Origin of the sequence: Cellulosimicrobium sp. 4261 (assembly GCF_040546915.1) — a bacterium.
Lineage (GTDB): Bacteria > Actinomycetota > Actinomycetes > Actinomycetales > Cellulomonadaceae > Cellulosimicrobium > Cellulosimicrobium cinnabarinum.
On the sequence record NZ_JBEPOQ010000020.1, the window covers coordinates 1 to 26208 of the forward strand.

The window sequence follows — 26208 nt, forward strand, 5'->3', positions numbered from 1 at the left end:
CGGCGGGCCCCCCCCCCCCCCGGCCCCCCCCCCCGGGCCCCCCCCGCGCCCCCCCCCCCCCCCCCCCCCCCCCCCCCCGGCCCGGGGCCCCCCCCACTTCTCGTGTCTCGACGGGGTCTCTCGACCGGATCGCGGGACCGCGTCAGCTCTCCGCGCGGCCTTCTCGCCAGTAGCCCATGAACGCGACGGCGCGGCGGTCGACGCCGAGGTCGGCGACGAGGTGACGACGCAGCGTCTTGATGGCGCTCGCCTCGCCCGCGAGCCACGCGTAGAGGACGGTCTCCTCGTCGAGGAGCCCGGGGACCTCCCAGAGAATCGACGCGTCGACATCGACGTCCTCGAGGTCCTCCGCGGTGCGGCACTGGACGGGCGGGTCCGTCCCGAGGACGCCCGCACCGAGCATGCGTGCGGCGGCCTCCTTGACGGCCGGCACGAGGCGCGCGCCGTGGGCGTCGTGCGGCCCGTCGGGGACGTCGTCGCGCGCGAGGAACGTCACGCGTACCCCGGGCGGGGTCACGAGGTCGCGCGCGTCGCCCACGTGCGGGACCTCGACGTAGACCTCGCCCCACGCGTCGGCGGGCAGGTCCTCGCAGATCGCCGCGATGGCGGGCAGCGCGGTCTCGTCGCCCGCGAGCAGGAGCGCGTGCGGGCGGGTGGGCGGCCGGAACTCGATGCCGCCCGCCGGGCCGTCGAACGTGGCGTCCGGGCCGAGCAGGACGAGCGGCGTGCCGACCTCGGCGGCGAGCGCCCAGCGCGACGCGGGGCCGGCGTCGCCGTGCAGCACGACGTCCACGTCGACCTCGCGCGCCTCGGGGCGCACCGCGACGGTCGTGTAGGTGCGCAGCGGGTTGCGGCGCTCCTCCGGCTGGTCGCGCCACGCGGCGTACCAGGACTCGGCGTCGCGCACGAGGTGCTCGTAGCCGCCGTCGGGCGCGGGGAGCACGAACTTGATCCGGACGTCGAGACCCGGGTCGCCGAAGAGGTCGAGCTCGGGGCCCGTGAAGGTGAAGCGGCGGAAGCTCGGCGAGAGCTGCTCGACCCGCGCCACCTCGACGTCGAAGAAGCGCCAGGGGGCGGTCGCACGGGCGACGGGACGACGAGCGCGGGTGCGGGGTGCGACGACGGTCTGGCTCACACAGGTGAGGCTAACCTACGCGCCCACGGCGGGGTCAACCCGTCCGGGACGCGGACCTGCGCCCGGCAGGGTGAGACACGTCACGCTCCGCGGCCGCGGCTGCGCCAGAGCAGGTAGACGAAGTACGGCGCGCCCAGCAGCGCGGTGCCGAGACCCGCGGGGATCTGCCCCGGTGCGATGACGACGCGGCCCAGCGTGTCCGCGACGGACACGAGGAGGGCCCCGAGCAGCATGGCGACGGGCACGACCCGGGAGTGCCGGGAGCCGACGAGCGCGCGGGCGGCGTGCGGCGCGACGAGGCCCACGAACGCGAGCGCCCCGATCGCGCACACGGCCGCGGCGGTGAGCAGCGCGGCGACGCCGAGCAGGAGCAGCCGCGTGCGGTCGAGCGCGACGCCGAGGACGCGCGGGGTGTCGTCGTCGAGCGCCACGACGTCGAGGTCGCGCCGGAACACCGCGGTGAGCGGGGTGAGCACGAGCAGCGCGAGCGCGACGGGGATCAGCTGCTCGAGCGTGCGGCCGTACGTGGAGCCCGACAGCCACGTGAGCGCGAGGTTCACGTCCCACGGCGCGACGACGACGACGAGCAGCGTGATGATCGCCATCACCCCGGCCTGGGCGCCGATGCCGATGAGCACGAGCCGGTCGGAGCTCAGCCCGCCGCGGTAGGAGAGCCCGTAGACGAGCCCGAACACGGCGAAGGCACCGATCGCGGCGGCAGCGGACATCGGCCAGATCCCGACGCCGGGGACGAGCAGGATCATCGTCACGGCACCGAGGCCGGCGCCCGACGTCACGCCGAGCAGGCTCGGTTCCGCGAGCGGGTTGCGGCACACGGCCTGCACGATCGTGCCGGCGAGCGCGAGCGCGGCGCCCGCGAGGAGGGCCGCGAGCACACGCGGGACGCGTTGGTCGAGCACGAACGTCACGTGCCGCCCGGCGACCCCGGCCCACCAGTTCGCGACGTCGCCCAGCAGCACGACCCGGTCGCCGAGCAGGAGGCCCGCCACGGCGGCCGCGGCGACGGCGAGCGACAGGACGACCACGACCACGACGACCGCGCGCCGCGAGCGCGGCCGGCTCAGGGCACCGTGCCCGCCGCGCGACGACGCGGGCCCCGAGTCGCGCAGGCGGCGCGCGAGCCACACGAGCAGGATCGCGCCGAGGACGGTCGTGACGATGCCGGTCGGCACCGCGATCGAGAGCGTCCCGGGCAGCAGGAGGCGGAGCAGGACGTCGGCGCCGAGCACGACGACCACGCCGACGAGGGCGGCGAAGGGCAGCAGGAGCACGTGCCGCCCGAGCCCGGGCACGCGACGTGCGACGAGGCGGGCCACGACGGGCGCCGCGAGACCGACGAACCCGACCGGCCCGGCGACGGTCACGGCGATCGAGGCGAGCAGGACGGCGACGAGCACCGAGGCGACGCGCGTGCGGCGCACGTCGACGCCGAGGACGGTCGCGGCGTCGTCCCCGAGGCCGAGGAGGTCGAGCCGGCGCGACAGGACGAGCGCCGCGAGGACGCCGACCACGACCACGGGTGTGGCCAGCGTGACGGTGCGCGTGCCCGACTGGACGATCGAGCCGCTCCCCCACGCGAACAGGCCCATCGTCTCCTGCTCGAACAGCACGAGGAGGACCGTCGTCAGCGCGTGGAGCGCGAGCATGATGGCGGAGCCGGCGAGCACGAGCCGGGTCGGCCCGTCGGCGCCGCCGCGCGCCAGGACGAGCACGAGCCCGGCCGCGGCGAGCCCGCCGAGGAACGCGAGGCCGCCCTGGAGATAGAACGGGACCGAGAGGCCGAACGCGGCGACCACGACGACCGTGAGGTAGGCGCCCGCGTTGACCGCGAGCGTGTCGGGCGACGCGAGCGGGTTGCGCGCGACCGACTGCAGCACGGCCCCGGCGACGCCGAGCGCGACGCCCAGCAGCAGGCCGGCGAGGAGCCGCGGCACGCGCGACGCGACGAGGACGGCGACCGTCTGGTCGACCCCGTCCCCCCCGGTCGCGAGGCGCAGCAGGTCGAGCGGGCCGACGTCGGCCGTGCCCTGCGTGAGGTGCACGGCGGCGAGCACGAGCGCGACGACGGCCGCCGCGAGGAACGCGCCCGCGACCCCGAGGCGCGACGTCCGCGCACGGGGGGCGGTCGCCGTCGGGCCCGGGGCGGCGTGGGCGCCCGGGGGGACGCCGCCCTCCGGGCCGTCCGCGCCGGGGACGACGGCCGGAGCCGGGTCCTCCAGGAGGAGGGTGTCCGGCTCCGGCGTCGTGCGCTGCTCTCGCCTGCTCACAGTGGGTCTCGTCAGCCTTCTCGTCGTCCTGGCGGGGTGCGCGCCCAGGTGTGCCGCGTCAGGCCGTCAGGGCCTCGACGACCGCGTCGGCGTAGGCCGCGGCGGACAGCGGGCCGCCGAACATCCAGATGCCGTCGGGCAGACGGTGCACGTCGCCGGCCGTGACGAACGGGAGCTGCTCCCACACGGCGTTGCCGGCGAGGCCCTCCTCGAACGGGTTCGCCTCGGAGTCGCTCGCGACGTAGAGGAACTGCACGTCGCCGAGCTGGGTGAGGCCCTCGACGTCGGTCTGCGCGAGGCCGTAGTCGGGGTCCCCGCCCTCGGTCCACGCGTTGACGAGGCCGATCTCCTCACCGATGGCGCCGAAGAACGAGCCCGGCGTGTACATGCGGATCGAGACGGCGCCGTTCGTCACCCAGCCGTCGGCCATCGTGAACTCGGCCCCGGCGAGGCCCGCCTCGTCGAGCGCGGTGGTGGCCTCGGCGATCTTCGCGTCGTACTCCTCGAGCGCGGCGGCCGCCTCGTCCTCGCGGCCCGTCACGGTGCCGAGCGTCTCGACCGTGGAGCGCATGTAGCCGATGGGGTCCTCCCCGTCGGAGCCGCGCAGCGCGAGCACCGGCGCGACCTCCTCGATCTGCGCGATGACGTTCTCGGGCAGGTCCGTGGTCGTCACGACGAGGTCCGGCTCGAGCGCGGAGATCGCGTCGAGGCTGGGCTCGCCGCGCGTGCCGACGTCGGGCGTGCTCGCGTCGATCGGCGCGACGGTGTCCCACGTGTTGTAGCCCTCGACGTCCGCCTGGCCGACGGGCTCGACGCCCAGCGCCACGAGGTTCTCCGTGAGGCCCCACTCGAGCGAGACGATGTCGGTGGCCGGGGCGTCGAGGGTGACCTCGCCGCGCTCGTCGGTGACGGTGACGGGGCCGGACGCGGCGTCGGTCGTCGCGCCGTCGGACGTGCCGTCGTTCGCGGGCTCCTCGGTCGTGCCGCACGCGGTGAGCGCGAGCGCAGTCGCGAGCGCGACGGCGCCAGCGGCGAGGGAACGGGTGGTCGAGCGCATGGGTGTCCTTCGGGGTCGGTGCGGAGGGGTGCGAAGAAGAGGGACGGCGAGGTGCCGCGTCGGGAGGCCGGACGCAGCGGTCAGACGAGGACGGCCGCGTCCAGGCGGGCCGCGTGCCGGCCGAGCGGCTCGCAGCACGTGCGCCCCGTGAGGGGGTGCGTGTAGACGTCGACGTGGATGCCGTAGACCTCGGTGAGGAGCTCGGTGGTGAGCACGTCCTCGGCCCGGCCCGTGGCGCGCACGACGCCGCCGTGGAGCAGGACGACGTGGTCGGCCACCGCGGCGGCCTGGTTGAGGTCGTGCAGCACGACGCCCACGGCCACGCCGTGCTCGCTCGCCAGGTCGCGGACCAGGTCGAGCAGCTCGACCTGGTAGCGCAGGTCGAGGTACGTCGTCGGCTCGTCGAGCAGGAGCACCTTCGTGTCCTGCGCGAGGCACGTCGCGAGCCACACGCGCTGCAGCTCGCCGCCGGAGAGCTCGTCGACGCCACGGTCGGCCATCGCCGTGATGCCGGTGACGTCCATGGCGTGCGCGATCGCCCGCGGGCCGTCGGGGTCGTTCGAGCGGAACCGGCCGCGGTAGGGGTGGCGCCCGTACGCGACGACGTCGCGCACGCTCACGCCCGACGGCGTGGGCCGGCTCTGCGACAGGAGCGTCACGCGCCGCGCGAAGTCCTTGGCGTGGAGCGCGAGCGCGTCGGGCTCGTCGTCCAGGGCGACTGTCCCGGCGTCGGGCCGGTGGAGGCGCGCGAGCGAGCGCAGGAGGGTCGACTTGCCCGAGCCGTTGGGCCCGATGAGGGCCGTGACGGCCCCCGGGGCGAGCTCGAGCGCGGCGCCGTGCACCACGGTGCGGTCGTCGTAGGACAGCCGCAGGTCGTGACCCGCGAGCGCCGGGGCGCCGGGCAGGCCCGGCGCGACCGAGGCAGCTGAGGTTCCACTCACAAAGGTGAGGCTAATCTATGTCGCCCGCCCGGAACCAGCCCCTCGCACGCGTGTGACGGGGCTCACGAACAGCGTCGCGGTCAGCCCTCGACGGCCCGACCGGCGCGCCGTCGCGGCTCTCCCGCGCCCGCGGTGGGCGGCGCGTGGTCCTCGTCCGCCGCGTGCGCGCGCGTCGGGGACGCGTGCCGCTCCCCGCCGAGCGCGACGGGCACGGTGAGCGCCCGGTGGTCCGACAGCCCCGTGTCGACCGTGACGGCGGGCGCCGTCGCCCGGACCGGGCCGTGGGCGAGCACGTGGTCGAGCTGGCGCGCGGGCTCGCCGACGGGGAACGTCGGCGCGGAGGCGAGCGCGCGCCACCCGCTCGTGCGCGCGGCCTGCGGCGCCTCGATGTTGAGGTCCCCGAGCAGGACGACGGGCTCGCCGTCGGGCACGTCGGCGGCGAGCTCCCGGGTGAGCCGCACGAGCTGCGTGAGGTTGCGCCCGGGCACGAAGGTCAGGTGCGTGCACGCGACCGTCAGCGGTCCGCCCGGCGCCTCGACGCGCGCGACGAGAGCCGCGCGCGGCTCGTCGCGCACGAGCGTCGGCAGCCGACGCCCGGGGAAGCGCACGGGCACGCGCGTGCGGGGCGCGGGCAGCAGGACGGTGCGCCACGCCGTGACGGGGTACCGGCTCACGACGGCGATCCCGTAGGCCGCCCGGCCGGGCTGGTGCTCGCCCGTCGGCGCGGACCACACGCCCGGCTCGCCGACGAGCGTCGCGACGAACCGGTGGTCGACGGCGCCCGCCGCCTCGGCCGCGACCGCGGTGAGGTCGGCGCGGTGCGAGCGCGGCTGGTCCCGGTCCACCTCCTGGAGCGCGAGGACGTCCGCGTCGAGGGCGCGGACGGCAGCGGCGAAGCGGTCGACGTCGACGCGGTCGTCGACGAGCGACCGTCCGTGCAGGATGTTGAACGTCGCGAGGCGCACCCTCCCGATTGTGGGGACCACGGCCCGACGCCGCACGCGCTCGGCCGGGCGTCCGCTCCCCCGTGGCGACGTGCCAGCGCATCGCGGGTGGTGTAGACCCTGGGCATGGTGGACGACAGGGACGCACTGCACGACGGCCTCCGGATGACCGCCGCGGCGCTGGCCGAGGCCGAGATCCCGCACGCGCTCGTCGGCGGCTACGCGGCGTGGGCCCGCGGGGCGCCGGAGCCGAGCCACGACGCCGACTTCGCGATCCGCGAGGTCGACGTGGACCGCGCGCGCGAGGTGCTGCGCGAGGCGGGGCTCGAGATCACGGAGCCGACGGAGAACTGGCTCTTCAAGGCGTACCACGGGGGCGAGCTCATCGACGTCCTGTACCGGATGGTCGGCGAGCCGATCGACGACGACCTGCTCGCGCGCACCGACGAGCTCGAGGTCCTCGCGGTCCGCATGCCTGTGCTGTCGGCGACCGAGATCATGGCGTCGAAGCTGAGCGTGCTCGGGGAGCACTACTGCGACTTCTCGCGGCTCCTGCCGGTCGCGCGGGCGATGCGCGAGCAGATCGACTGGTCCGACGTCCGGGAGCGCGTCGACGACAACCCGTACGCGCGCGCCTTCCTGTTCCTCCTCGACGAGCTCGCCGTCGTGGACGCGCAGGACATGGGCGACGACTCCCTGGGCTCGCGCACCGACGCGGCCGAGCCGGCCTCCGGGGACCCGTCGAGCGCGCTCGAGTGAGCCCGACCCCCGTTCGCCGCGCGAGCGGGACGGACCCCGGGAAGGGTGTGGTCGTACCGCCCGCCAACCACAGGAGGTCTCACCGATGAGCACGGTCACCCAGTCGATCGACGTCGACGTCCCCGTCCGCACGGCCTACGACCAGTGGACCCAGTTCGAGGAGTTCCCCCGCTTCATGGAGGGCGTCGAGGAGATCCGCCAGCTCGACGCGACGCACACGCACTGGAAGACGAAGATCGGCGGCGTCGAGCGGGAGTTCGACGCGGAGATCACGGAGCAGCACCCCGACGAGCGGGTCGCGTGGAACAGCACGTCGGGCCCCGACCACGCGGGCGTCGTGACCTTCCACCGGCTGAACGACACGCAGACCCGCGTCACGGTCCAGCTCGACTGGACGCCGGAGGGGGTCGTGGAGAAGGTGGGCGACGTCCTCCAGCTCGACGAGCGCCGCGTCAAGGGCGACCTCGCCCGGTTCAAGGAGTTCATCGAGTCCCGCGGGGCCGAGACGGGCGCGTGGCGAGGAGACGTCAGCTGACGACCCGGAGCACGTCGCCGGCCACGGCCGGCGACACCCAGCGCGTCACGGAGCGGGTCCGGTTCACCCGGGCCCGCTCCGGCGCGTCGTCCGCGCCGTCGACGGCGTCGGCGGGCACCGCGGAGGTGCGCTGCTCGGTCGGCGACCTCACCGCCGTCGTGCACGTGTCCGGGGCGGACGCGCCCGACGTCGTCGTCGTGCTCGTGCACGGCGTCGGGTCGTCGGCGCGCGCGTTCGACCCGGTGCGGCGCGCGCTCCTGCGGCCGGAGGCGCTCCCCCGGGTCGCGGTGCACGCGATCGACCTGCCGGGCTTCGGCGCGGCGCCCCGCGCGCCGCGCGACGTGTCGATCGGGGAGCACGCGGCCGTCGTCGCGGAGCACGTGCGCCGCCACGTGCTCGACCTGCCCGACGGCGCCCCGCGCCCCGTCGTCGTCCTCGTCGGCCACTCGATGGGCGCGCAGGTCGTCGCCCAGGCCATGGCCGACCACCCCCGCGAGGCACCCGCCGGGGTGCTCGTCGGGCCGACGGCGGACCGCCACGCCCGCAGCGCGCCGCGCCAGGCGCTGCGGCTCGTGCGCGACGCGGTGGGCGAGCGGCCGCGCGCGCTCGCGACGCTCGCCGTCGACTACGTGCTGCGCTGCTCGCTGCCGCACTACGGGCGCCAGGTCCGGCACATGCTGGGGCACCGGCTCGAGGACGTCGTGCCGCGCGTGCCGGGGCGCCTGGTCGTCGTGCGGGGCGCGCACGACCCGATCGCGCCGCGCCGGTGGTGCCGCGAGCTCGCGCTCGCCGCGCCGCGCGGCACGTCCCGCGAGGTCCGGGGACGCCACCACGCGATGGACGCCGACCCGGAGGCGATCGTCGTGGCCGTGCGCGACGCCGGTGGACTGCCGCACGACCCGTCCCGGGACCTGCCGTGAGGGTGCCCCGCTGGCCCCGCTCCCTGCGGCTGCGCGACCGCGCGGTGGACTACGCGTACGTCGCCGCGCGCCAGGTCCAGGGTGCCCTGCGCGCGCGCCGGCCCGTCCCGACCGGCCCCGGCGGCGTGAGCCCCGTCGTGCTCCTGCCCGGCGTCTACGAGACGTGGCAGCTCCTCGGGCCGATCGCGACCGCTCTCGCCCGGGCCGGGCACCCGGTCCACGCCGTGCCCGGCCTCGGCTACAACCGGCGCCCGTTCGCCGAGGCGGCCGACCGCACGGCGGCGTTCCTCGAGCAGTCCGACCTGCACGACGTCGTCCTCGTCGCCCACAGCAAGGGCGGCCTCGTCGGCAAGCGCGTCATGCTGTCGGCCGCCGGGCCGCGCGTCGCCGGCATGGTCGCCGTGGCGACGCCGTTCCACGGCTCGCGCTACGCGCAGTACCTCCTCAGCCGAACCCTGCGCGCGTTCTCCCCGCGCGACGCCGCGCTGCTCGCGCTCGCCGCCGAGCGCGGCGTCGACGCCCGCATCACGGCTGTCTACCCGCGTTTCGACCCGCACATCCCCGAGACCGGCCGGCTCGAGGGCGGACGGAACGTCGAGCTGCCGCTCGCCGGGCACTTCCTCCCGCTCGGCGAGCCGGCGCTCGTCGAGGTCGTGGTGCGCGAGGTCGACCGGTTCGCCCGGTCGGCCCCCGTGGACTGAGCGCGGCCCTCAGGCTGAGCGGGCGCGCTCGCCCACCGCGACGCGCACGAGCTCCTGCGTGCACCGGGTCATCGCCACGTACAGCCCGTTCCACCCGCGCGGCTCGGCGGCGACGCCGTCGGGGTCCACGACGACGACCGCGTCCCACTCGAGGCCCTTCGCCTCCGACGTCACGAGGACGGGCACGTCCCGGACCGCCGCGCGCAGCGCCGCGAGGCGGGCGAGCGGGGCCACGACACCGACGGTCCCGCCGTCGTACCGGGCCGCGAGGCGTGCGACCTCGGCGGCGACCGTCTCGCCCAGTCGTCCCGGCGCACCGCCCGGCACGACGACGTCCCGCGGCTCGACCCCCGCGTCCCGCACCGCGCGCGGCGGGTCGTTCCGGCTGCCCGCGGCGCGCAGCACCGGCCCGACGAGCGCCATGACCTCGCGCGGCGTGCGGTAGCAGATGGTGAGGTCCGCGCGCCGCCAGCGGTCCCCGAGGACCGGGCCGACGGCGTCCGCCCAGTCCGTGTGGCGGTGCGGCGCCTCGGTCTGGTCGACGTCCCCGACGGCCGTCACGGACCGCGTCGGGCAGCGGCGCAGGACCATGTGCCACTGCAGGGGCGAGAGCTCCTGCGCCTCGTCGACCACGACGTGCCCGTAGACCCAGTCGCGGCGCGCGGCCGCGCGCTGCGCGAGGAACTCGCCCTGCTCGCCGGGTGCGTCGGCAGCCCCCAGCGCGTCGGCGAGCGCGTCGAGCAGCGGCACGTCGCTCGGCGCGAGCGAGGCCGGCTCGCTCGTCACGCGGCGCACCTCGGCCGCCGTCAGGTCGGGGGCGTGGCGCGCGAGCAGCGCGGCGTCGCCCAGGAGGTCCGCGAGCGCGGCCCGCGCGTCCACGACCGGCCACCAGGCGTCGACGGCGGCCGCGAACCCGGCGTCGCGCGCGAGGTCGTCCCGTAGCCGGTCGAGGTCGTCCTCGGTGAGCTCGCCGTCGACGTCGCTGCCGCGCGCCCCCGTCGTGGGGGCGCGGTCGTCGCGCGCGGCGAGCCCGGCGTCGAGCTTCCCGAGCACGTCCTCGAACCCCTCCTCGACGCGGGCGAGCAGCTCGGCGTGGCGTGCCGCGGCCTCGTCCACGAGCGCGTCGAGCAGCAGGTCCACGGCCCGGCCCCGCGCGGCGAGCACGCTCCGACCGCCTGCGCGGGCGGCACGGAGGACCTCGGCGACGCGGGCCGCATCGAGCGTCAGCGGCTCGCCGTCGAGGCGGACCGTCAGGTCCCGCGCGTCCGGGACGAGGGCGTCCGCGTACCGGGCGACGACGTCGTGCCACAGCGCGCGCCCCTTGATCTCCGCGACGTCGCGCCCCTCGTCCCGCTCCGGCGCGACGCCGGGCACGAGCGTGTCGCACGTCGCCGAGACGACCGCCGTCTCCCCGAGCGCGGGCAGCACCTGCGCCACGTACTCGAGGAAGCGCGACGACGGCCCGAGCAGGAGGACCCCCCGCTCCGCGAGGTGCGGGTGGGTGAACAGCAGGTACGCGACGCGGTGCAGCGCGACGACCGTCTTGCCCGTCCCCGGGCCGCCCTGCACGACGAGCGTCTGCTCGGCCGGGGCGCGCACGATCGCGTCCTGCTCGACCTGGAGCGTCGCGACCGCCGTGCCCATGCGGCCGGTCCGACGCTCGGAGAGCGCGGCGAGCAGAGCGCCCTCGCCGACGAGGCCGTCCTCATCGCCCGCCCCGCTCCCCGAGCCGTCGAGCGGCTCGTCGTCCACGCCGGTGACCCGCTCCCCCGTGGTCCGCACGTGCCGACGCCGGGCGAGACCCTGCGGCTCGCGCGCCGTCGCGGTGTAGAAGGCGCGGGCGCCGTCGGCGCGCCAGTCCAGGACGAGCGGGTCGGCGTCGCCGTCGGGCGCGGCGATCCCGACGCGCCCGACACGGCGCGTGACGCCCTCGACCGTGTCGAGCCGGCCGAAGACCAGCCCGCTCCCGGCGCGCTCGAGCTCGGTCCGACGGCGGCGCAGCCCGGCGCGCCGCGCGCGCTCGACGACGGTCTCGGCCCCGACCGGACCCGCGGCCGGGACCCGGTCGGCGACGTCGTCGGCAGGAGCGGCGAGCTGCGCGTCGAGCTCCGCCAGGAGCTCCGCGCGGCGGGCGAGCGCGGCGTCGAGGTGCTGCTGCTCCTCGGCGACGGCATGCGTCGCGACGTCGCGGACGCGGTCGGGAGGAGTGGTGTCAGGCAGGGACGGGGAGGGCTGGACCGGCACGGGACCTCTTCTCGTACGACGTACGGACACGGGCCCAACGCGTCGCCGCGCTCCGTTGTTCCCGGCCGCGCCGCCTCGGACCCCAGGGAGGTCAGGGCAGGCGCGTCGCCCAGAACGCGACGGCCGACGCCGCGGCGACGTTGAGCGAGTCCACTCCCCCGGCCATGGGGATCGTGACGACCCGGTCCGCCGCCTCGATCGCACCGCGCGACAGACCGTCGCCCTCCGTGCCGAGCACGAGCGCGAGCCGCTCGGGCGGGTCGGCCACGACCTCGTCGAGGCTCACCGCGTCGTCGGCGAGGGCGAGCGCGGCGACGACGAAGCCCTCGTCGCGCAGCAGGTCGAGGCCGCCCGGCCACGTCTCGAACCGCGTCCACGGCACCTGGAACACCGTGCCCATGCTCACGCGCACCGAGCGGCGGTAGAGCGGGTCGGCGCAGCGCGGCGAGACGAGCACCGCGTCCACGCCGAGCGCGGCGGCGGAGCGGAAGACCGCGCCGACGTTGGTGTGGTCGACGACGTCCTCCAGCACGGCCACGCGCCGCGCGCCCGTCCCGCCACGGGCTGCCGAGAGCAGGTCGCGCACGGGCGCGAGCGGCGGGCGGTGCATGGCCGCGAGCGCCCCGCGGTGCAGGTGGAACCCGGTGATCGCCTCGAGCACGTCGGGTGCGCCGACGTACACCGGGACCTGCTCGCCCGTGCCGCCCGGGGCGTCGTCGACCGGCAGGGCGGCGATGTCGTCGGCGAGGTCGTCGAGCCAGCGCTCGGCCATGAGGAACGACCGCGGGCGGTGTCCCGCGGCGAGCGCGCGCCGGATCACCGTCGAGCTCTCCGCGATGTACAGCCCCTTCTCCGGCTCGTGCTTGGACCGCAGCGCGACGTCGGTCAGGCGGTTGTAGTCCGCGAGGCGGTCGTCGGTGGGGTCGGTGACGTGCACGACCCGCAGGCCGGCTCGGGTGCTGGTCTCGCTCACGCGGTCGATTCTCCCAGGCGCGCGACGCCGCGCGGGCGACCGCACTCGAGACGTGGGTCCACGGCCTCGAGGAGACGTACGGGGACCGCATCCTCCCCGTGACGCTCGAGATCGCGCAGCGCTGGCCGGCCGTGCACGCGGCGCGCCCGCTGCCCGTCGTCGACTCCCTGCTCGCGGCGACCGCGCTCGCCCACGGGCTCACGGTGGCGACACGGAACACCCGGGACTTCGTCGACAGCGGCGTCCCCGTCGTCAACCCGTTCTCCTCGCCCTGACCGCCGACCATCGACCGCTGGCGTGGCGCGGGTCACGGTCCTTCGCCCCTCGCGCGATCCGGGCATCGGGGGTCGAATAGGGGCATGGGATCCGCGCCGGACGCTGCACCGACCCCCGCCACGGCGGCCTCCTCGACCTCGGCGAGCACGACCGAGCGACCGCTCGACGCGCCGTGGTCGCGCCCGCCCGACGCCGTCCTCGCCGAGCTCGGCACGGACGCGCGCGGCCTCTCCAGCGCCGACGCCGCGGCACGGCTCGCGGAGGTGGGGCCGAACCGGCTGCCGCCGCCGCAGCGCGACCCGCTGTGGAAGCGGATCCTGGTCCACTTCGACGACATCCTCATCTACATCCTGCTCGTGTCCGCCGTGCTCAAGGCGATCCTCGGCGACTGGGTCGACTTCACGGTGATCCTCGCGGTCGCGGTGATCAACGCGGCGATCGGGTTCATCCAGGAGGGCCGCGCGGAGAGTGCGCTCGAGGGCATCCGGAACATGCTCTCCGTCAACGCCGAGGTGCGGCGCGACGGCGCGTGGGCCCGCGTGGACGCCGACGACGTCGTGCCCGGCGACATCGTCCGGGTGCGCTCGGGCGACCGCGTGCCCGCGGACGTGCGGCTGATCCAGGCGACGAACCTGCGTGTCGAGGAGTCGGCCCTCACGGGCGAGTCGGTCGCGGCGGCAAAGTCGGTGGCCCCGGTCGGGGCGGACGCGGGCGTGGGCGACCGGTCGAGCATGCTCTTCTCGAGCACGCTCGTGGCCGCGGGCCAGGGCGTGGGCGTCGTCACCGCGACGGGGACGGCGACCGAGATCGGCCGGATCCAGACGATGATCTCCGAGGTTCGCAGCCTCGCGACGCCGCTGACGCGCCAGCTCGACCGGTTCGGCAAGCTGCTCGCGGTGCTCATCCTCGCGATGGCCGTCGTCATGGTGATCATCGGCCGCGTCTTCCACGACTTCACCGTCCCGGAGCTCATCTCGGCGTCGATCGGCTTCGCGGTCGCCGCGGTGCCGGAGGGCCTGCCCGCGCTCGTGACGATCACGCTCGCGCTCGGGGTGCAGCAGATGGCCCGCCGCCGCGCGATCACGCGCAAGCTCCCCGCGGTCGAGACGCTCGGCTCGGTGACGACGATCTGCTCGGACAAGACCGGCACGCTCACGAAGAACGAGATGACGGCGCGCACCGTCCGCACGAGCGGGCGCACGTTCGCGGTCGCGGGCGCGGGGTACGCGCCCGTCGGCGACGTCACGCTCGACGAGGTAGACGGCGAGCGGCACGCGGACCTCTCCGACGACCGCGACCTCGCGGCCCTCGCGACGGTCATGATGCTGTGCAACGACGCGCGGATCGTGCCCGACGGCGAGGACGCCGACGGCTGGCGGCTCGTGGGCGAACCGACGGAGGGCGCGCTGCGCACGCTCGGCATGAAGGCCGGCGTCGACCCGACGGGGTGGCGGCGCGTCGCCGTCGTGCCGTTCGAGTCCGAGAACAAGTTCATGGCGACGCTCGACGCGGACCCCGACGGCGGCCTGCACGTGCACGTCAAGGGCGCGCCCGACCGCGTCCTCGACCGCTGCGCGACCCAGGTCGGCCCGGACGGCGCGCCGGAGCCGCTCGACCGCGCGTTCTGGGACGCGCAGATCGACACGCTCGGCGGGCAGGGCCTGCGCGTGCTCGCGGCCGCGCGGCGCCCGGCAGCGGACGGCACGACCGACCTCGACGTCGCCGATGTCGCGGACGGCCTGGAGCTGTGCGGGCTCGTCGGCATCGTGGACCCGCCGCGCCCCGAGGCGATCGAGGCCATCGCCGAGTGCCGCGACGCGGGCATCCGCGTGAAGATGATCACCGGCGACCACGCCGGCACCGCGCTCGCGATCGGCCGGGAGATGGGCATCGTCGATGCCCACGACGGCTCGTCCGCGCCGGCCGTGCTCACCGGGCCGGAGCTCGAGGAGATGAGCACGGAGCGGCTGCGCACGGTCGTGCGCGACGTCGACGTGTACGCGCGCACGAGCCCCGAGCACAAGATCCGGATCGTGTCCGCACTCCAGTCGCACGGCGAGGTCGTCGCGATGACGGGCGACGGCGTCAACGACGCCCCCGCGCTCACCCAGGCGGACGTCGGCGTCGCGATGGGCATCAAGGGCACCGAGGCGACCAAGGAGGCCGCCGAGGTCGTGCTCGCCGACGACAACTTCGCGACCATCGAGCGCGCAGTGAAGGAGGGGCGGCGGATCTACGACAACATCCGCAAGTCCGTCCTGTTCCTGCTCCCGACCAACGGCGCGCAGTCGCTCGTCATCCTCGTCGCGGTCCTGTTCGGCCTCACCCTGCCGCTCCAGCCCGTCCAGGTGCTGTGGATCAACATGATCACCGCGGTCACGCTGTCGCTCGCGCTCGCGTACGAGAAGGCGGAGCCCGACGTCATGCGCCGCGCCCCGCGCGACCCGAAGGCGTCGATCCTCGACGGCGCGTACGTGCGCCGCATCCTCCTCGTGTCGCTCCTCATCGGCGGCGCGACGATCCTGCTGTTCTACGTCGAGCGGGCGCAGGGCGTCCCGCTCGCCGAGGCGCAGACGACGGCGGTCACGATGCTCGCGCTCGGCCAGCTCGCCTACCTGTTCAACTGCCGGTTCCTCGACCGGTCGAGCCTCACGCTCGACGTGCTGCGCGGCAACCGGGTGGTCTGGGTCTCGGCGGCGACGCTGCTCGCCCTGCAGGCCGTCTTCGTCTACGCGCCGTTCATGCACTCGTGGTTCGACTCGGCACCCATCGCGCTCGCGGAGTGGGGCAAGACGCTCGGGCTCGCGCTCGTCGTCTTCCTGCTCGTCGAGGTCATCAAGTGGGTCGGACGGCGCTGGACCGCGCGCGACCACGTCCCTGCGCTCGTCGATCGGCACGACGCCTCCTAGGGCGCGCCTCCTCGCCGATGTGCGTGCCGCTGCTGGACGCGATCCGGTTCCCTCGGGGCATGGCGGGACCACCGGGCACCACCCCGGACGCCGTGCTGGGCGACAGGGCGTACTCCAAGCGTGTGATCCGTGCCGAGCTGCGCCGGCGCGGCATCGTCGCGGTCATCCCGAACCGCACCAGCAAGGGCGGACGAGCACTCGCGACCCGCTACGACAAGCACGCCGCGATCTCCCGTGGCGCGGCGGTGCTCGCGCCGCTCGGCTCCTCAGGCTCGAGAACTGACACGAGTACGTTTCCCTCATGGACTCGGTCGATGATCCGCTCGCGCCCTGGAGAGAGCTGGAGGCGCAGCGCGAAGCCCTGCCGCTGGAGGACCAGGCGGTCTTCATCCTCATCTGCGTCGAGAGCACCCTGCCGATGCACCCGGCACGAGACGCCGCTGGCCAGGGGTATCTCCACGCCATCTGGGACGCGATCGGCGCAGACCGTTCAGAGCTCTCGACGATCGCCGAGGCCCTCGCCCAGCGCCCAGACATCGACGACCACGACGAGCTGGCCGCCCTTCTCCATGCGGTCGAGGCCCTCCGCGGATCCCGCGAGGCCGCGACATGGGGCGCCCGCCGCCTTCTTGACGACGCCTACGAACGTATCCCGAGAGACGGCAGCGACGCCTTCTTCCCACCGCTTGCCGATGACACGGCGCACGAAGTCGTCCAGGACGAGCTCCGCTGGCAGCGCTCAGTCCTCGCATCACTCAGCGCGAGCGACCATGCAGCGCGAATCGCCTACCTCCGCGCGCAGGCACAGATTCGCGGCGCGGCCGGTCACCAGGGAGACGCGCCGTCAATGTCCTGACACGCCGCGTTGCCGACGCGGTCGACAGGGCGAGCGCCGTCGATGCCGAGGCGGGTCGCTTCATGGTGTCGTGCTCGAGCAACGAGGCAAGGCCGCGGCGCATGCGTTGGCGGAGGACCAGATGCGGGTGCAGGCCCACTCGGTGGCGAAGGTCCAGTCGTCGAGCACACTGCTCAACGAGTCGGCTCCACGATCCGGGGCAGGTGCTGCTTGATGATCTCGGCTGCTGCTCCGTCCACGGTGAGCTCGAGCAGGTCGGGCAGCTCGAGCACTCGGGCTGCCTCAGGGTCCAGCTCGAGCACGAGGACGTCGCCCCGCACATCGAACCGCACGAGCCCGCCGTAGTGCACGGCTGCGCTACCACGCACGATCGCGTAGGTATCCATACCGAGCCGCGCGTCCTGCGGGTCGTGGGCCAGCGAACGTTGAAGCTCGATCGTGTCTCCCGACTCCGCGTCCAGCAGCACGATCGCCTCGTAGTTGCCCTCGATGCTGCGCGTGAAACCGACCCTGATCACAGCCGAGATTCTGCCGCATCGACGGCACGACGCCGGGACCCTTGACCTGAGAGACGCGCCCTCAAGCCTGCCCCGCCCGTGGTGCGATCGTACGCCGCCGCGAGCGGGCCCGTTACGTCACGCCTGCCGTCGACCATCGGGGGTGGAGCAACCGACCGGTGACCGACCTCTCAGGCCCCGGACTTGCCATCACCGATACCCCTGGGGGTATCGTCGGAGCATGATCCCTTCGACTCCCGGCTCGACGACCCCTCCGTCCGACCTCGACGGCGCCCGCCGCATCGTCGTCGTCGGCGGTGTCGCGGGCGGCATGAGCGCCGCCGCGCGCGCCCGTCGCCTCGACGAGCGCGCGTCGATCATCGTGCTCGAGCAGTCCGACCACGTCTCGTTCGCGGGCTGCGGCCTGCCGTACCAGCTGTCGGGCGAGATCGCGGACCGCGACACCCTCCTGCTGCACACGCCCGCCTCGCTCCGCGCGAGCCTCGACCTCGACGTGCGGACGCGCCACCGCGTCACCGCGGTCGACCGCGCGGCACGCACGGTCACCGTCGCCGCCCAGGGCGGGACGTACGAGCTCGGCTACGACGCGCTCCTCCTCGCACCGGGCGCGACGACGGTCCTCCCGCCCGTCACGGGGCTGGACCACCCGGCCGTGCACACGCTGCGGACGATCGGCGACCTGGACGCCCTCACCGGCCGGCTCGCCGAGCTCGAGGCTGAGGTGGCCGACGGCCGGACGGCCCCGGTGCGGGCCGTCGTCGTCGGCGCGGGCTTCATCGGGCTCGAGGCCGTGGAGGCGCTCGTCGGGCGGGGCCTCACGGTCGACGTCGTCGAGCGCGCCGACCAGGTGCTCCCGCCGCTGGAACCGGACCTCGCGCCGCTGCTGGCGGACGAGCTGCGCGACCACGGGGTCGGGCTGCACCTCGGGACCTCCGCGAGCGCCGTCGTGCCGCTGCCGGCGGGCGCGGACCACGCCGTCGCGCTCGAGCTCACGGACGGCACGGCCCTCGACGCCGACGTGGTGCTCGTCAGCGTGGGTGTCCGGCCCGCGAGCGACCTCGCGGCGGCAGCCGGGCTCGCCCTCGGCGAGCGTGGCGCGATCCGCGTCGACGGCGACCAGCGCACGTCCGACCCGCACGTGTGGGCCGTCGGCGACGCCGTCGAGGTCGTGCACGCCGTGACCGGCGCGACGGGCCCCGTCCCGCTCGCCGGGCCGGCCAACCGCCAGGGCCGCCGCGCCGCGGACTCGATGACCGGGCACCGCACCACGCCGCAGGCGCCCGTGCTCGGGACGGCGATCGTGCGCGTGTTCGGCCTCACCGCCGCCGTGACCGGGCCGAGCCACGCCACCCTGGCGGCGGCCGACGTCGCGCACGAGCAGGTGCGCGTCCACGCGGCCCACCACGCGGGCTGGTTCCCCGGGGCCGAGCCCGTGCACGTGACGGCGAGCTTCGCACCCGACGGCCGCCTGCTCGGCGCGCAGGCCGTGGGCCGCGCGGGGGTGGACAAGCGCATCGACGTGCTCGCGACCGCGCTGCGCGCCGGGCTCACGGCCGACGACCTCGCCGAGCTCGAGCTCGCGTACGCCCCGCCCTACGGCGCTGCCAAGGACGTCGTCAACATGCTGGGGTTCGTCGCCCAGAACGTGCTCGACGGCACGATGCCGCAGTGGCACGCGGCCGACCTCGACGAGGTCGTCGCGACCTCGCTCGTGCTCGACGTCCGGTCGCGCGCCGAGCACGCCGGAGGCCACCTCGACGGGGCCCTCAACGTGCCGCACACCGAGCTGCGCGAGCGGCTCGACGAGGTGCGCGCCGCCGCGGCGGGGCGCCCCGTCGCCGTGCACTGCGCGAGCGGCGTGCGCTCCTACCTCGCGACCCGTGTCCTGCTCGCCGCCGGGCTCGACGCGCGCAACCTCTCCGGCGGCTGGCTCACCCTGACCACCACGCCGCGCGCCGCGCGCACCCTCGAAGGAGTCCCCGCATGATCGACCGCCTCCGCCGCCTGTTCTCCCGCTCGTCCGACGACGGCGGCGTGCGCCCGACCGTCGACGCCACCACCGCGGTGCAGCTCGTCCGCGACGGCGCGACGCTCCTCGACGTGCGCGAGCGCGACGAGTGGCGCGCCGGGCACGCACCTCAGGCCGTGCACGTGCCGCTCGCCGACGTCCCCTCCGCCGCGCCGCGGCGGCTGAAGGACGACGCGACCGTCGTCGTCGTGTGCGCGTCGGGGATGCGCTCGCGCACCGCCGCCCGCCAGCTCCGCTCGCTCGGCTACGCCGCGACGAGCCTGTCCGGCGGGCTCGGCGCGTGGCAGGCCGCGGGCGGAGCCGTGCGACGCTGATCCTGCGCCACCGCGCACGTGCCGGCCCCGTCCCCGTCGAACCCATACCCCCACACCCCCGATCGACACCCCACACCCGAGGAGACACACCATGTGCAGTCCCGCCCTGTGCCGCACGTGCGGCAAGACCACCTGGACCGGCTGCGGCATGCACGCCGACGAGGTCATGGCCGAGGTGCCGCCCGAGCAGCGCTGCACCTGCGCCTGACGCGACCCGCCCGGGAGACCCCGGGGCCGGGCGACGACGGCAGCCCGCTGCCGACCTCAGCTCGACGAGCACCGAGACCAGAACCGACGAACGCAGGAGAGACGATCGTGGAGCTCGACCCCACCGACATGGGCAAGGTCGCCAACCGGCTCAAGCGCGCCCAGGGCCAGCTCGCGGCCGTCGTGCGCATGCTCGACGAAGGGCGGGACTGCGAGGACGTCGTCACGCAGCTCTCGGCCGTCTCGCGGGCCCTGGACCGCGCCGGGTTCGCGATCATCGCGTCCGGCATGCGCCAGTGCCTCACCGAGCCTGCCGAGGACGGCGAGGACCCGACGCTCGACGTGGCCAGGCTCGAGAAGCTCTTCCTCTCGCTCGCCTGAGCGCGACGGCGCCGGGCGGCACGCGGCCCGCACCTCGGCCCACCCCTCGGGGTGGGCAGGGGTGCGGGCCGCGGCGTGTCAGCGTCCCGCGGGACCGCCCGCGGGAGCGCCCACGCCCTCCGGGTCCTCCGCCTCGGCGCCGAGCGGCGCCGCGAACTGGCTCTCGTACAGCCGGGCGTAGGCGCCGCCCGCCGCGAGCAGCTCGTCGTGCGAGCCCTGCTCGACGATCGAGCCGTGCTCCATGACGAGGATGGTGTCCGCGTCGCGGATCGTCGAGAGGCGGTGGGCGATGACGAACGACGTGCGGCCCTCGCGCAGCGCGTTCATCGCCTGCTGCACGAGCACCTCCGTGCGCGTGTCCACGGAGCTCGTCGCCTCGTCGAGCACGAGGATCGCCGGGTCGGCGAGGAACGCGCGCGCGATCGTCAGGAGCTGCTTCTCCCCCGCGCTCACGCTCGAGCCCTCGTCGTCGATCACCGTGGCGTACCCGTCGGGCAGCGTGCGCACGAACGGGTCGACGTGGGTCGCGCGCGTGGCGGCGAGGAACGCCTCGTCGTCCACGGTGCGGCCGTCGCGCACGCCGTAGCGCAGGTTCTCCTCGATCGTGCCCTTGAAGAGCCACGTGTCCTGCAGGACCATCCCGATGTCGGAGCGCAGGTCGTCGCGCGTCATGTCCCGCGTGTCCACGCCGTCGAGCGTGATCCGGCCCCCGTCCACGTCGTAGAACCGCATGAGCAGGTTGACGAGCGTCGTCTTGCCCGCGCCCGTGGGCCCGACGATCGCGATCGTCTGCCCGGGCTCCACGACGAGGTCGAGGTGCTCGATGAGCGGGACGTCCGGGTCGTAGGAGAACGAGACGTCCTCGAACGCGACGCGTCCGCGCACCGGGTCCACCGTCGCCGCGGGCGACGGGTCCGGCGTCTGCTCCTGCGCGTCGAGCAGGTCGTAGACGCGCTCCGCCGACGCGACGCCCGACTGGAGCAGGTTCATCATCGACGCGATCTGCGTGATGGGCTGCGTGAACTGCCGCGAGTACTGGATGAACGCCTGCACGTCGCCGAGCGTCATCGTGCCCGACGCGACCCGCAGGCCGCCCACGACCGCGACGATCACGTAGTTGAGGTTCGCGAGGAAGCCCATCGCCGGCTGGATGGTGCCGGAGATGAACTGCGCGCGGAAGCTCGCGTCGTAGAGGGCCGCGTTCTCGCGCTCGAAGTCGTCGATCGCGGCCTGCTGGTGGCCGTACACCTTGACCAGCGTGTGGCCCGTGTACATCTCCTCGATGTGCGCGTTGAGGCGGCCCGTCGCGGCCCACTGCCGGATGAACTGCGGCTGGGACCGCTTGGCGATCTGCGTCGTGACGACCACGGAGAGCGGCACCGTCACGAGCGCGACGACCGCGAGCAGCGGCGAGATCCAGAACATCACACCGAGCACGCCGACCACGGTGAGCACGGACGTCACGAGCTGCGACAGCGTCTGCGTGAGCGTCTGGGAGATGTTGTCGATGTCGTTCGTCACGCGCGAGAGGATCTCGCCGCGCGGGTTGCGGTCGAAGTACGACAGCGGCAGGCGCCCCAGCTTGGCCTGGACCTCGCCCCGCAGCCGGTAGACGGTGCGCTGCACGACGATCGCCGTGATCCGGCCCTGGAGCCAGCCGAAGAGGAACGAGCCGACGTACACGGCGAGCACCCACGCGAGCACGGTCGCGAGCGCCGTGAAGTCGATGCCCTCTCCCGGCACGAGCCCCGGCACGCCCGAGACGAGGTCGGCGACCTGGTCCTGGCCCTGCGCCCGCAGCGCCTCGACGGCCTGCTGCTGGGTGACGCCGGCCGGGAGCTGCGAGCCGACCACGCCCGCGAAGATGATGTTCGTCGCGTTGCCGAGGAGCTTCGGCCCGGCGACCGCGAGCGCCACGGACACCACGCCGAGGATCACGACGGCGACGATCGGCACCCGCTCGGGGCGCAGCGAGGCCACGAACCGGCGCAGGGAGCCCTTGAAGTCGAGCGCCTTCTCCCCGGGGACGCCCATGCCACCCATGGGACCGTGCCCGCCGCCACCGCGGGGTCGGCCCGCGAGCCGGGTCCGGGCGACGTCGCGCCCCGTGCCGGCCGCCGCGGGTGCGCCCTCGGGCGAGGCCGCGCCCGACGTCGCGGGCGTGCGCGAGGCGTCCTGCTCGCCGCTCATGCTGCCTCCTCGATCGAGAGCTGGGAGTAGACGATCTCCTGGTACGTCTCGTTGGACTCGAGGAGCTCGGTGTGCGTGCCACGGCCGACGATGCGGCCGTGGTCGAGCACGAGGATCTGGTCGGCGCCCCGGATCGTCGCGACCCGCTGTGCCACGACGATCACCGTCGAGCGCCGCGTGCGGGGCGCGAGCGCCGCACGCAGGCGGGCGTCCGTCGCGTAGTCGAGCGCGGAGAACGAGTCGTCGAACAGGTAGACCGCCGGGTCGCGCACGATCGCCCGGGCGATCGCGAGCCGCTGGCGCTGCCCGCCCGAGAAGTTCGTGCCGCCCTGCGCGACCGGTGCGTCGAGGCCGCCGTCGAGCGCCTCGACGAAGTCGCGCGCCTGCGCGACCTCGAGGGCGTCCCACATCTGCTCCTCGGTGGCGTCCGGTCGGCCGTAGCGGAGGTTGTCCGCGACCGTCCCGGAGAAGAGGTAGGCCTTCTGCGGCACGAGGCCGAGGAGCGAGCCGAGGTCCGCGCCGGTGAGGTCGCGGACGTCGGTCCCGTCGATCCGCACGGCGCCGCCCGTCACGTCGAACAGCCGCGGCACGAGATTGAGCAGCGTGGTCTTGCCGGAGCCGGTCGAGCCGATGATCGCCGTCGTCCGCCCGGGCTCGGCGACGAACGAGACGTCGTGGAGCACGGGCTCCTCGGCCCCGGGGTAGCGGAACTCGACGCCGTCGAGCTCGACGCGGCCCGTCCGCGTGGTGAGGGCGACGGGCCGCTCGGGCTCGACGACCGTCGCGCGGGTCTGCATGACGTCGGTGATGCGCTCCGCGGAGACGGCCGCGCGCGGCACCATCATGAACATCATCGTCGACATCATCACGGCCATGAGGATGTACATGAGGTAGGACAGGAACGCGGTGAGCGCCCCGACCTCCATGTCGCCGGCATCGATCTGTCGTCCGCCGAACCACAGGACCGCGATGCTCGACGCGTTCATGACGAGCATGACGGTCGGGAACATGAGCGCCATGAGCTTGCCCGCCTTGAGCGAGACGTCGAACAGGGCGTCGTTCGCGACGTCGAACCGCTCGGCCTCGCGCCGCTCGCGCACGAACGCGCGGATCACGCGGATGCCGGTGATCTGCTCGCGCAGCACGGCGTTGATGCCGTCGATCTTCTTCTGCATCTGTCGGAAGTAGGGCACCATCCGCCAGATGATGAGCCCGACGCTCACCCCGAGGACGGGCACGATGACGAGCAGCAGCCCGGAGAGCTCGACGTTCTCCTGCAGCGCCATGACGACTCCGCCGACCAGCATGATCGGCGCCATCACCATGATGGTCAGCGACAGCAGCACGAGCATCTGCACCTGCTGCACGTCGTTCGTCGTGCGGGTGATGAGGGACGGCGCGCCGAACTGGCCCATCTCCTGCGCGGAGAAGCGCTGCACGTTGGTGAACAGGCCGGCGCGCACGTCGCGGCCGAACGACATGGCGACCCGCGCGCCGAAGTAGACGGCCGCGACCGCGCACACGACCTGGCCCAGGCTCACGAGGAGCATGAGGCCGCCGGTGCGCATGATGTAGGCGGTGTCACCCTGCGTGACGCCCTGGTCGATGATGTCGGCGTTGAGGCTCGGCAGGTAGAGCGACGCGAGCGTCGCGAGGAGCTGGAGCACGAGGAGGACGGCGATCGGCGTCCGGTAGGGACGCAGTCGTGTCCGCAAGAGGCTGACGAGCATGGGCTTCCTGTCCGGGAGGGGGCTGCGGGACGAGGGCGCGAGCCGCGGGTCGCGGGTGCGCGGGGCGGGCGGCACCGGGCGAGGGTGCGCGCGCGTCGTGGACGGGGCCGCCGGGTCAGGGCGACGGGTCGGTCGTGACGTCCGCCCCGATGCCGCCGAGGATCAGGTCGGCGAGCTGCACGGCGTCGAGCCTGTCACCGCCCGAGAGGTGCGGCAAGGCGTTTCCGAAGACGAGCGAGAACAGCGCCCGGGCGGCCAGCGCCGGGTCCACGCGCAGCTGCGCCCGGTGCGCCGTGAGCTTGCGCTCGATCGCCGCGACGATCTCGCGCGCCGAGCGCTCTCGCGCGTCGAACCCGGCGCGGCGGGCGTCCGGGGCGTCCCCGGCCCGCATCCGGCGTACGGCCTCGGCGCGGTCCGCCGTCGCACCGCGGTGCGGGTCGAGCACCTGGTGCGCCGCGGCGAAGATGCGCATGCCGACACGCTGCGCCTCGAGCAGGAAGTCGACGATGCTCACGACGAGCGGGCGCAGCCCGTCGTCGTCCGGGAGCGTGCCGATCGCGGCGACGGCGGGCGCCGGGTCGAGCGAGCGCACGACCGCCGCATGGAGGATCTCGCCCTTGTCCGCGAACGCGCGGAACAGCGTGCCCTCCGCGACGCCCGCCGCGTCGGCGATCTGGCGCGTCGTGACGGCGGCGCCGTGCTGGACGAGCAGCGGGATCGTCGCGGCGGCGATCGCGTCGCGGCGCTCCTCGCGCGAGAGCGGGCGCGCGCGCGTGCGCTCTGGGGCCGACGCGTCGGACGGCGCGTCGGTGGGTGCGTCGACGCGAGCGTCGGTCGGGGCGCCGGGGGGCACGGAGACGGGGACCACGCCTCGACGGTAACTGAGTGAGCACTCACTCTCAAGCCCGTCCGCTCCCGGCGGCCGCTCAGGCTGCGCGGGTCGCGCGCCCCGTCAGTGCCGCGGCGAGAAGGACGGCGGCCCGCCGGCGGGCGGCTCGTCGGTCGGGGGCTGGTCCGTGGTGGGCGCGTCCTCGACGATCGGCTGCGGCGGCGGCGGCGCGTACTGCGACGGCCCGCCCAGCGGCCGCGGCGTGGCGGCCCCGGGCTCCGGCGCGGCCGCGTGGTGCTCGCCGGCGCCGCCCGGGTGCTGGCCCCGCTCGGTCTGCGGGTCGAACGGCAGGCCGGACCGGGTGCCCGAGCTCGTCGCGTCGGCGGTCGCCGCCTCCGCCTGGCGCCGCGCCTCGGCGAGGGCCTCGGCGGGGTCGGTGAGCGACGGGACGCCGAACTTCACACGGTCGCGCTCGCGCTCGCGACGCGCCTCGGCGCTCGCCTCGGCCGCCTCCGCGTCCTCCGCGGAGCCCCCGCTCGGCACTCCCCCGCCGTCGATCCCCGGCACGCCGCCGAACCCCTTGGCGATCGAGCCGAGCGCCGCGGTGAACTCCGTCGGCACGACCCACAGCTTGCTCGCCGTGCCGTTCGCGATCTGCGGGAGCATCTGCAGGTACTGGTAGGCGAGGAGCTTCGGGTCCGCGTCACCCTCGTGGATGGCGTCGAAGACCTGGAGGATGGCGCGCGCCTCGCCCTCGGCCCGGAGGATCTGGGACTGCGCGTCACCCTCGGCCCGGAGGATCGCCGCCTGCTTCTCGCCCTCGGCCGTGAGGATCTGCGACTGCTTGACGCCCTCCGCGGTGAGGATCGCGGCGCGACGGTCACGCTCGGCGCGCATCTGCTGCTCCATGGAGCCCTGCACGCTGGGCGGCGGGTCGATCGACTTGAGCTCGACGCGGTTCACGCGGATGCCCCAGCGGCCGGTCGCCTCGTCGAGCACGCCGCGCAGCTGGCCGTTGATCTGGTCGCGGCTCGTGAGCGTCTGCTCCAGGTCCATCGAGCCGATGACGTTGCGCAGGGTCGTGACGGTGAGCTGCTCGATCGCGGTGATGTAGTTCGCGATCTCGTAGACCGCGGACTTCGGCTCGGTGACCTGGAAGTAGATCACCGTGTCGATGCTCACCACGAGGTTGTCGGACGTGATGACCGGCTGCGGCGGGAACGACACGACCTGCTCGCGCAGGTCCACCGACGCGCGGACGCGGTCGATGAACGGCACCAGCAGGTGCAGGCCCGGCTCGAGCGTGCGCGAGTACCGGCCCAGGCGCTCGACGATGATCGCGACCGCCTGCGGCACGATGCGCACCGCCTTGACGAGCGCGACGATGACGAAGATCAGGATCAGCGCGAGGACGACGTACGCGAGGATCGTTCCGGGACTGGGGTCGTTCATCGACTGCCTCCTGGTCGTCG

The 26208-nt window shown here is 74.7% G+C and carries 22 protein-coding genes and 2 pseudogenes; 12 read left to right on the forward strand and 12 right to left on the reverse strand.

The features are described 5' to 3' along the window. Positions 1–142 precede the first annotated feature (142 nt). The 5 genes from ABIE39_RS17410 to ABIE39_RS17430 form a co-directional block, all read right to left on the reverse strand. Positions 143–1135, reverse strand: a complete 993-nt coding sequence (locus ABIE39_RS17410; protein ID WP_354052798.1) for a siderophore-interacting protein — start codon at positions 1133–1135, stop codon at positions 143–145. Positions 1136–1215: 80 nt separating this feature from the next. Beyond that, the gene (locus tag ABIE39_RS17415) at positions 1216–3375 is read right to left on the reverse strand and encodes an iron ABC transporter permease (RefSeq protein WP_502914896.1); all 2160 of its coding nucleotides are present in this window, start codon (positions 3373–3375) and stop codon (positions 1216–1218) included. Between the two features lie 106 nt (positions 3376–3481). Next, positions 3482–4480, reverse strand: a complete 999-nt coding sequence (locus tag ABIE39_RS17420) for an ABC transporter substrate-binding protein (protein ID WP_108049087.1) — start codon at positions 4478–4480, stop codon at positions 3482–3484. Between the two features lie 80 nt (positions 4481–4560). Then, complete coding sequence (locus ABIE39_RS17425; RefSeq protein ID WP_051876422.1) at positions 4561–5421, reverse strand: ABC transporter ATP-binding protein; 861 nt, start codon at positions 5419–5421, stop codon at positions 4561–4563. An 80-nt stretch (positions 5422–5501) separates the two neighbouring features. Further along, on the reverse strand, positions 5502–6386 hold the full coding sequence (locus ABIE39_RS17430) for an endonuclease/exonuclease/phosphatase family protein (RefSeq protein WP_354052802.1): 885 nt from the start codon (positions 6384–6386) through the stop codon (positions 5502–5504). Between the two features lie 105 nt (positions 6387–6491). Here ABIE39_RS17430 and ABIE39_RS17435 point away from each other — a divergent pair, with 105 nt between their 5' ends. The 4 genes from ABIE39_RS17435 to ABIE39_RS17450 all read left to right on the forward strand — a co-directional run bounded on the left by ABIE39_RS17435 (position 6492) and on the right by ABIE39_RS17450 (position 9280). Next, entirely contained in the window at positions 6492–7124 is a 633-nt protein-coding gene (locus ABIE39_RS17435; RefSeq protein WP_354052804.1) for a nucleotidyltransferase family protein, read from the forward strand. 85 nt (positions 7125–7209) lie between these two features. Continuing rightward, the gene (locus tag ABIE39_RS17440) at positions 7210–7659 is read left to right on the forward strand and encodes an SRPBCC family protein (RefSeq protein ID WP_021483430.1); all 450 of its coding nucleotides are present in this window, start codon (positions 7210–7212) and stop codon (positions 7657–7659) included. Then, positions 7638–8579, forward strand: a complete 942-nt coding sequence (locus ABIE39_RS17445) for an alpha/beta fold hydrolase (RefSeq protein WP_354052806.1) — start codon at positions 7638–7640, stop codon at positions 8577–8579. The genes ABIE39_RS17440 and ABIE39_RS17445 overlap by 22 nt, the downstream gene beginning before the upstream one ends. Further along, on the forward strand, positions 8576–9280 hold the full coding sequence (locus ABIE39_RS17450; protein WP_354052808.1) for an esterase/lipase family protein: 705 nt from the start codon (positions 8576–8578) through the stop codon (positions 9278–9280). Before ABIE39_RS17445 ends, ABIE39_RS17450 begins: the two co-directional genes overlap by 4 nt. 9 nt (positions 9281–9289) lie before the next feature. Here the strand turns inward: ABIE39_RS17450 and ABIE39_RS17455 are convergent, their stop codons facing one another. Continuing rightward, complete coding sequence (locus ABIE39_RS17455; RefSeq protein ID WP_354052810.1) at positions 9290–11524, reverse strand: HelD family protein; 2235 nt, start codon at positions 11522–11524, stop codon at positions 9290–9292. Between the two features lie 91 nt (positions 11525–11615). Next, on the reverse strand, positions 11616–12497 hold the full coding sequence (locus ABIE39_RS17460) for a TrmH family RNA methyltransferase (protein WP_502914892.1): 882 nt from the start codon (positions 12495–12497) through the stop codon (positions 11616–11618). A 50-nt stretch (positions 12498–12547) separates the two neighbouring features. Between ABIE39_RS17460 and ABIE39_RS17465 the strand changes: the two are divergent. From ABIE39_RS17465 to ABIE39_RS17480, 4 genes and pseudogenes are all read left to right on the forward strand, one after another. Further along, positions 12548–12772, forward strand: a pseudogene (locus ABIE39_RS17465) (PIN domain-containing protein); the annotation flags it as partial. Between the two features lie 84 nt (positions 12773–12856). After that, the gene (locus ABIE39_RS17470) at positions 12857–15682 is read left to right on the forward strand and encodes a cation-translocating P-type ATPase (protein WP_354052812.1); all 2826 of its coding nucleotides are present in this window, start codon (positions 12857–12859) and stop codon (positions 15680–15682) included. A gap of 11 nt (positions 15683–15693) precedes the next feature. Then, positions 15694–15933 (forward strand): annotated as a pseudogene (locus ABIE39_RS17475) (IS5/IS1182 family transposase); the annotation flags it as partial. A 50-nt stretch (positions 15934–15983) separates the two neighbouring features. Beyond that, positions 15984–16538 (forward strand): hypothetical protein, encoded by a 555-nt coding sequence (locus ABIE39_RS17480; RefSeq protein ID WP_354052814.1) that lies wholly within the window; start codon positions 15984–15986, stop codon positions 16536–16538. 173 nt (positions 16539–16711) lie between these two features. Here ABIE39_RS17480 and ABIE39_RS17485 read toward each other — a convergent pair whose 3' ends face one another. Continuing rightward, positions 16712–17056: an Imm10 family immunity protein gene (locus tag ABIE39_RS17485; RefSeq protein ID WP_186810493.1), complete on the reverse strand. Its 345-nt coding sequence runs from the start codon at positions 17054–17056 to the stop codon at positions 16712–16714. A 220-nt stretch (positions 17057–17276) separates the two neighbouring features. Between ABIE39_RS17485 and ABIE39_RS17490 the strand changes: the two genes are divergently transcribed. The 4 genes from ABIE39_RS17490 (at position 17277) to ABIE39_RS17500 (ending at position 19987) form a co-directional block, all read left to right on the forward strand. Further along, positions 17277–19043, forward strand: coding sequence for an FAD-dependent oxidoreductase (locus ABIE39_RS17490; protein WP_354052816.1), 1767 nt, complete (start codon positions 17277–17279; stop codon positions 19041–19043). After that, entirely contained in the window at positions 19040–19399 is a 360-nt protein-coding gene (locus tag ABIE39_RS17495) for a rhodanese-like domain-containing protein (RefSeq protein WP_354052818.1), read from the forward strand. Before ABIE39_RS17490 ends, ABIE39_RS17495 begins: the two co-directional genes overlap by 4 nt. 91 nt (positions 19400–19490) lie before the next feature. Beyond that, positions 19491–19607: a DUF8730 family Cys-rich protein gene (locus ABIE39_RS18735; RefSeq protein ID WP_488179681.1), complete on the forward strand. Its 117-nt coding sequence runs from the start codon at positions 19491–19493 to the stop codon at positions 19605–19607. 107 nt (positions 19608–19714) lie between these two features. Beyond that, a complete protein-coding gene (locus ABIE39_RS17500) occupies positions 19715–19987 on the forward strand; it encodes a metal-sensitive transcriptional regulator (RefSeq protein ID WP_354052820.1) in 273 nt (90 codons plus the stop codon). Positions 19988–20065: 78 nt separating this feature from the next. On the opposite strand, the gene ABIE39_RS17505 is transcribed toward ABIE39_RS17500, so the two are convergent. The 4 genes from ABIE39_RS17505 to ABIE39_RS17520 form a co-directional block, all read right to left on the reverse strand. Then, complete coding sequence (locus ABIE39_RS17505) at positions 20066–22177, reverse strand: ABC transporter ATP-binding protein (RefSeq protein ID WP_502914893.1); 2112 nt, start codon at positions 22175–22177, stop codon at positions 20066–20068. Beyond that, positions 22174–23907 carry an ABC transporter transmembrane domain-containing protein gene (locus ABIE39_RS17510; RefSeq protein ID WP_175009860.1) on the reverse strand — a complete coding sequence of 578 codons (1734 nt, stop codon included), beginning with the start codon at positions 23905–23907 and terminating at the stop codon, positions 22174–22176. The genes ABIE39_RS17505 and ABIE39_RS17510 overlap by 4 nt, the downstream gene beginning before the upstream one ends. A 115-nt stretch (positions 23908–24022) precedes the next feature. Then, positions 24023–24775 (reverse strand): TetR/AcrR family transcriptional regulator, encoded by a 753-nt coding sequence (locus ABIE39_RS17515; RefSeq protein WP_354052822.1) that lies wholly within the window; start codon positions 24773–24775, stop codon positions 24023–24025. Positions 24776–24859: 84 nt separating this feature from the next. Beyond that, positions 24860–26188: an SPFH domain-containing protein gene (locus ABIE39_RS17520; RefSeq protein ID WP_175009862.1), complete on the reverse strand. Its 1329-nt coding sequence runs from the start codon at positions 26186–26188 to the stop codon at positions 24860–24862. Positions 26189–26208: the final 20 nt, after the last annotated feature.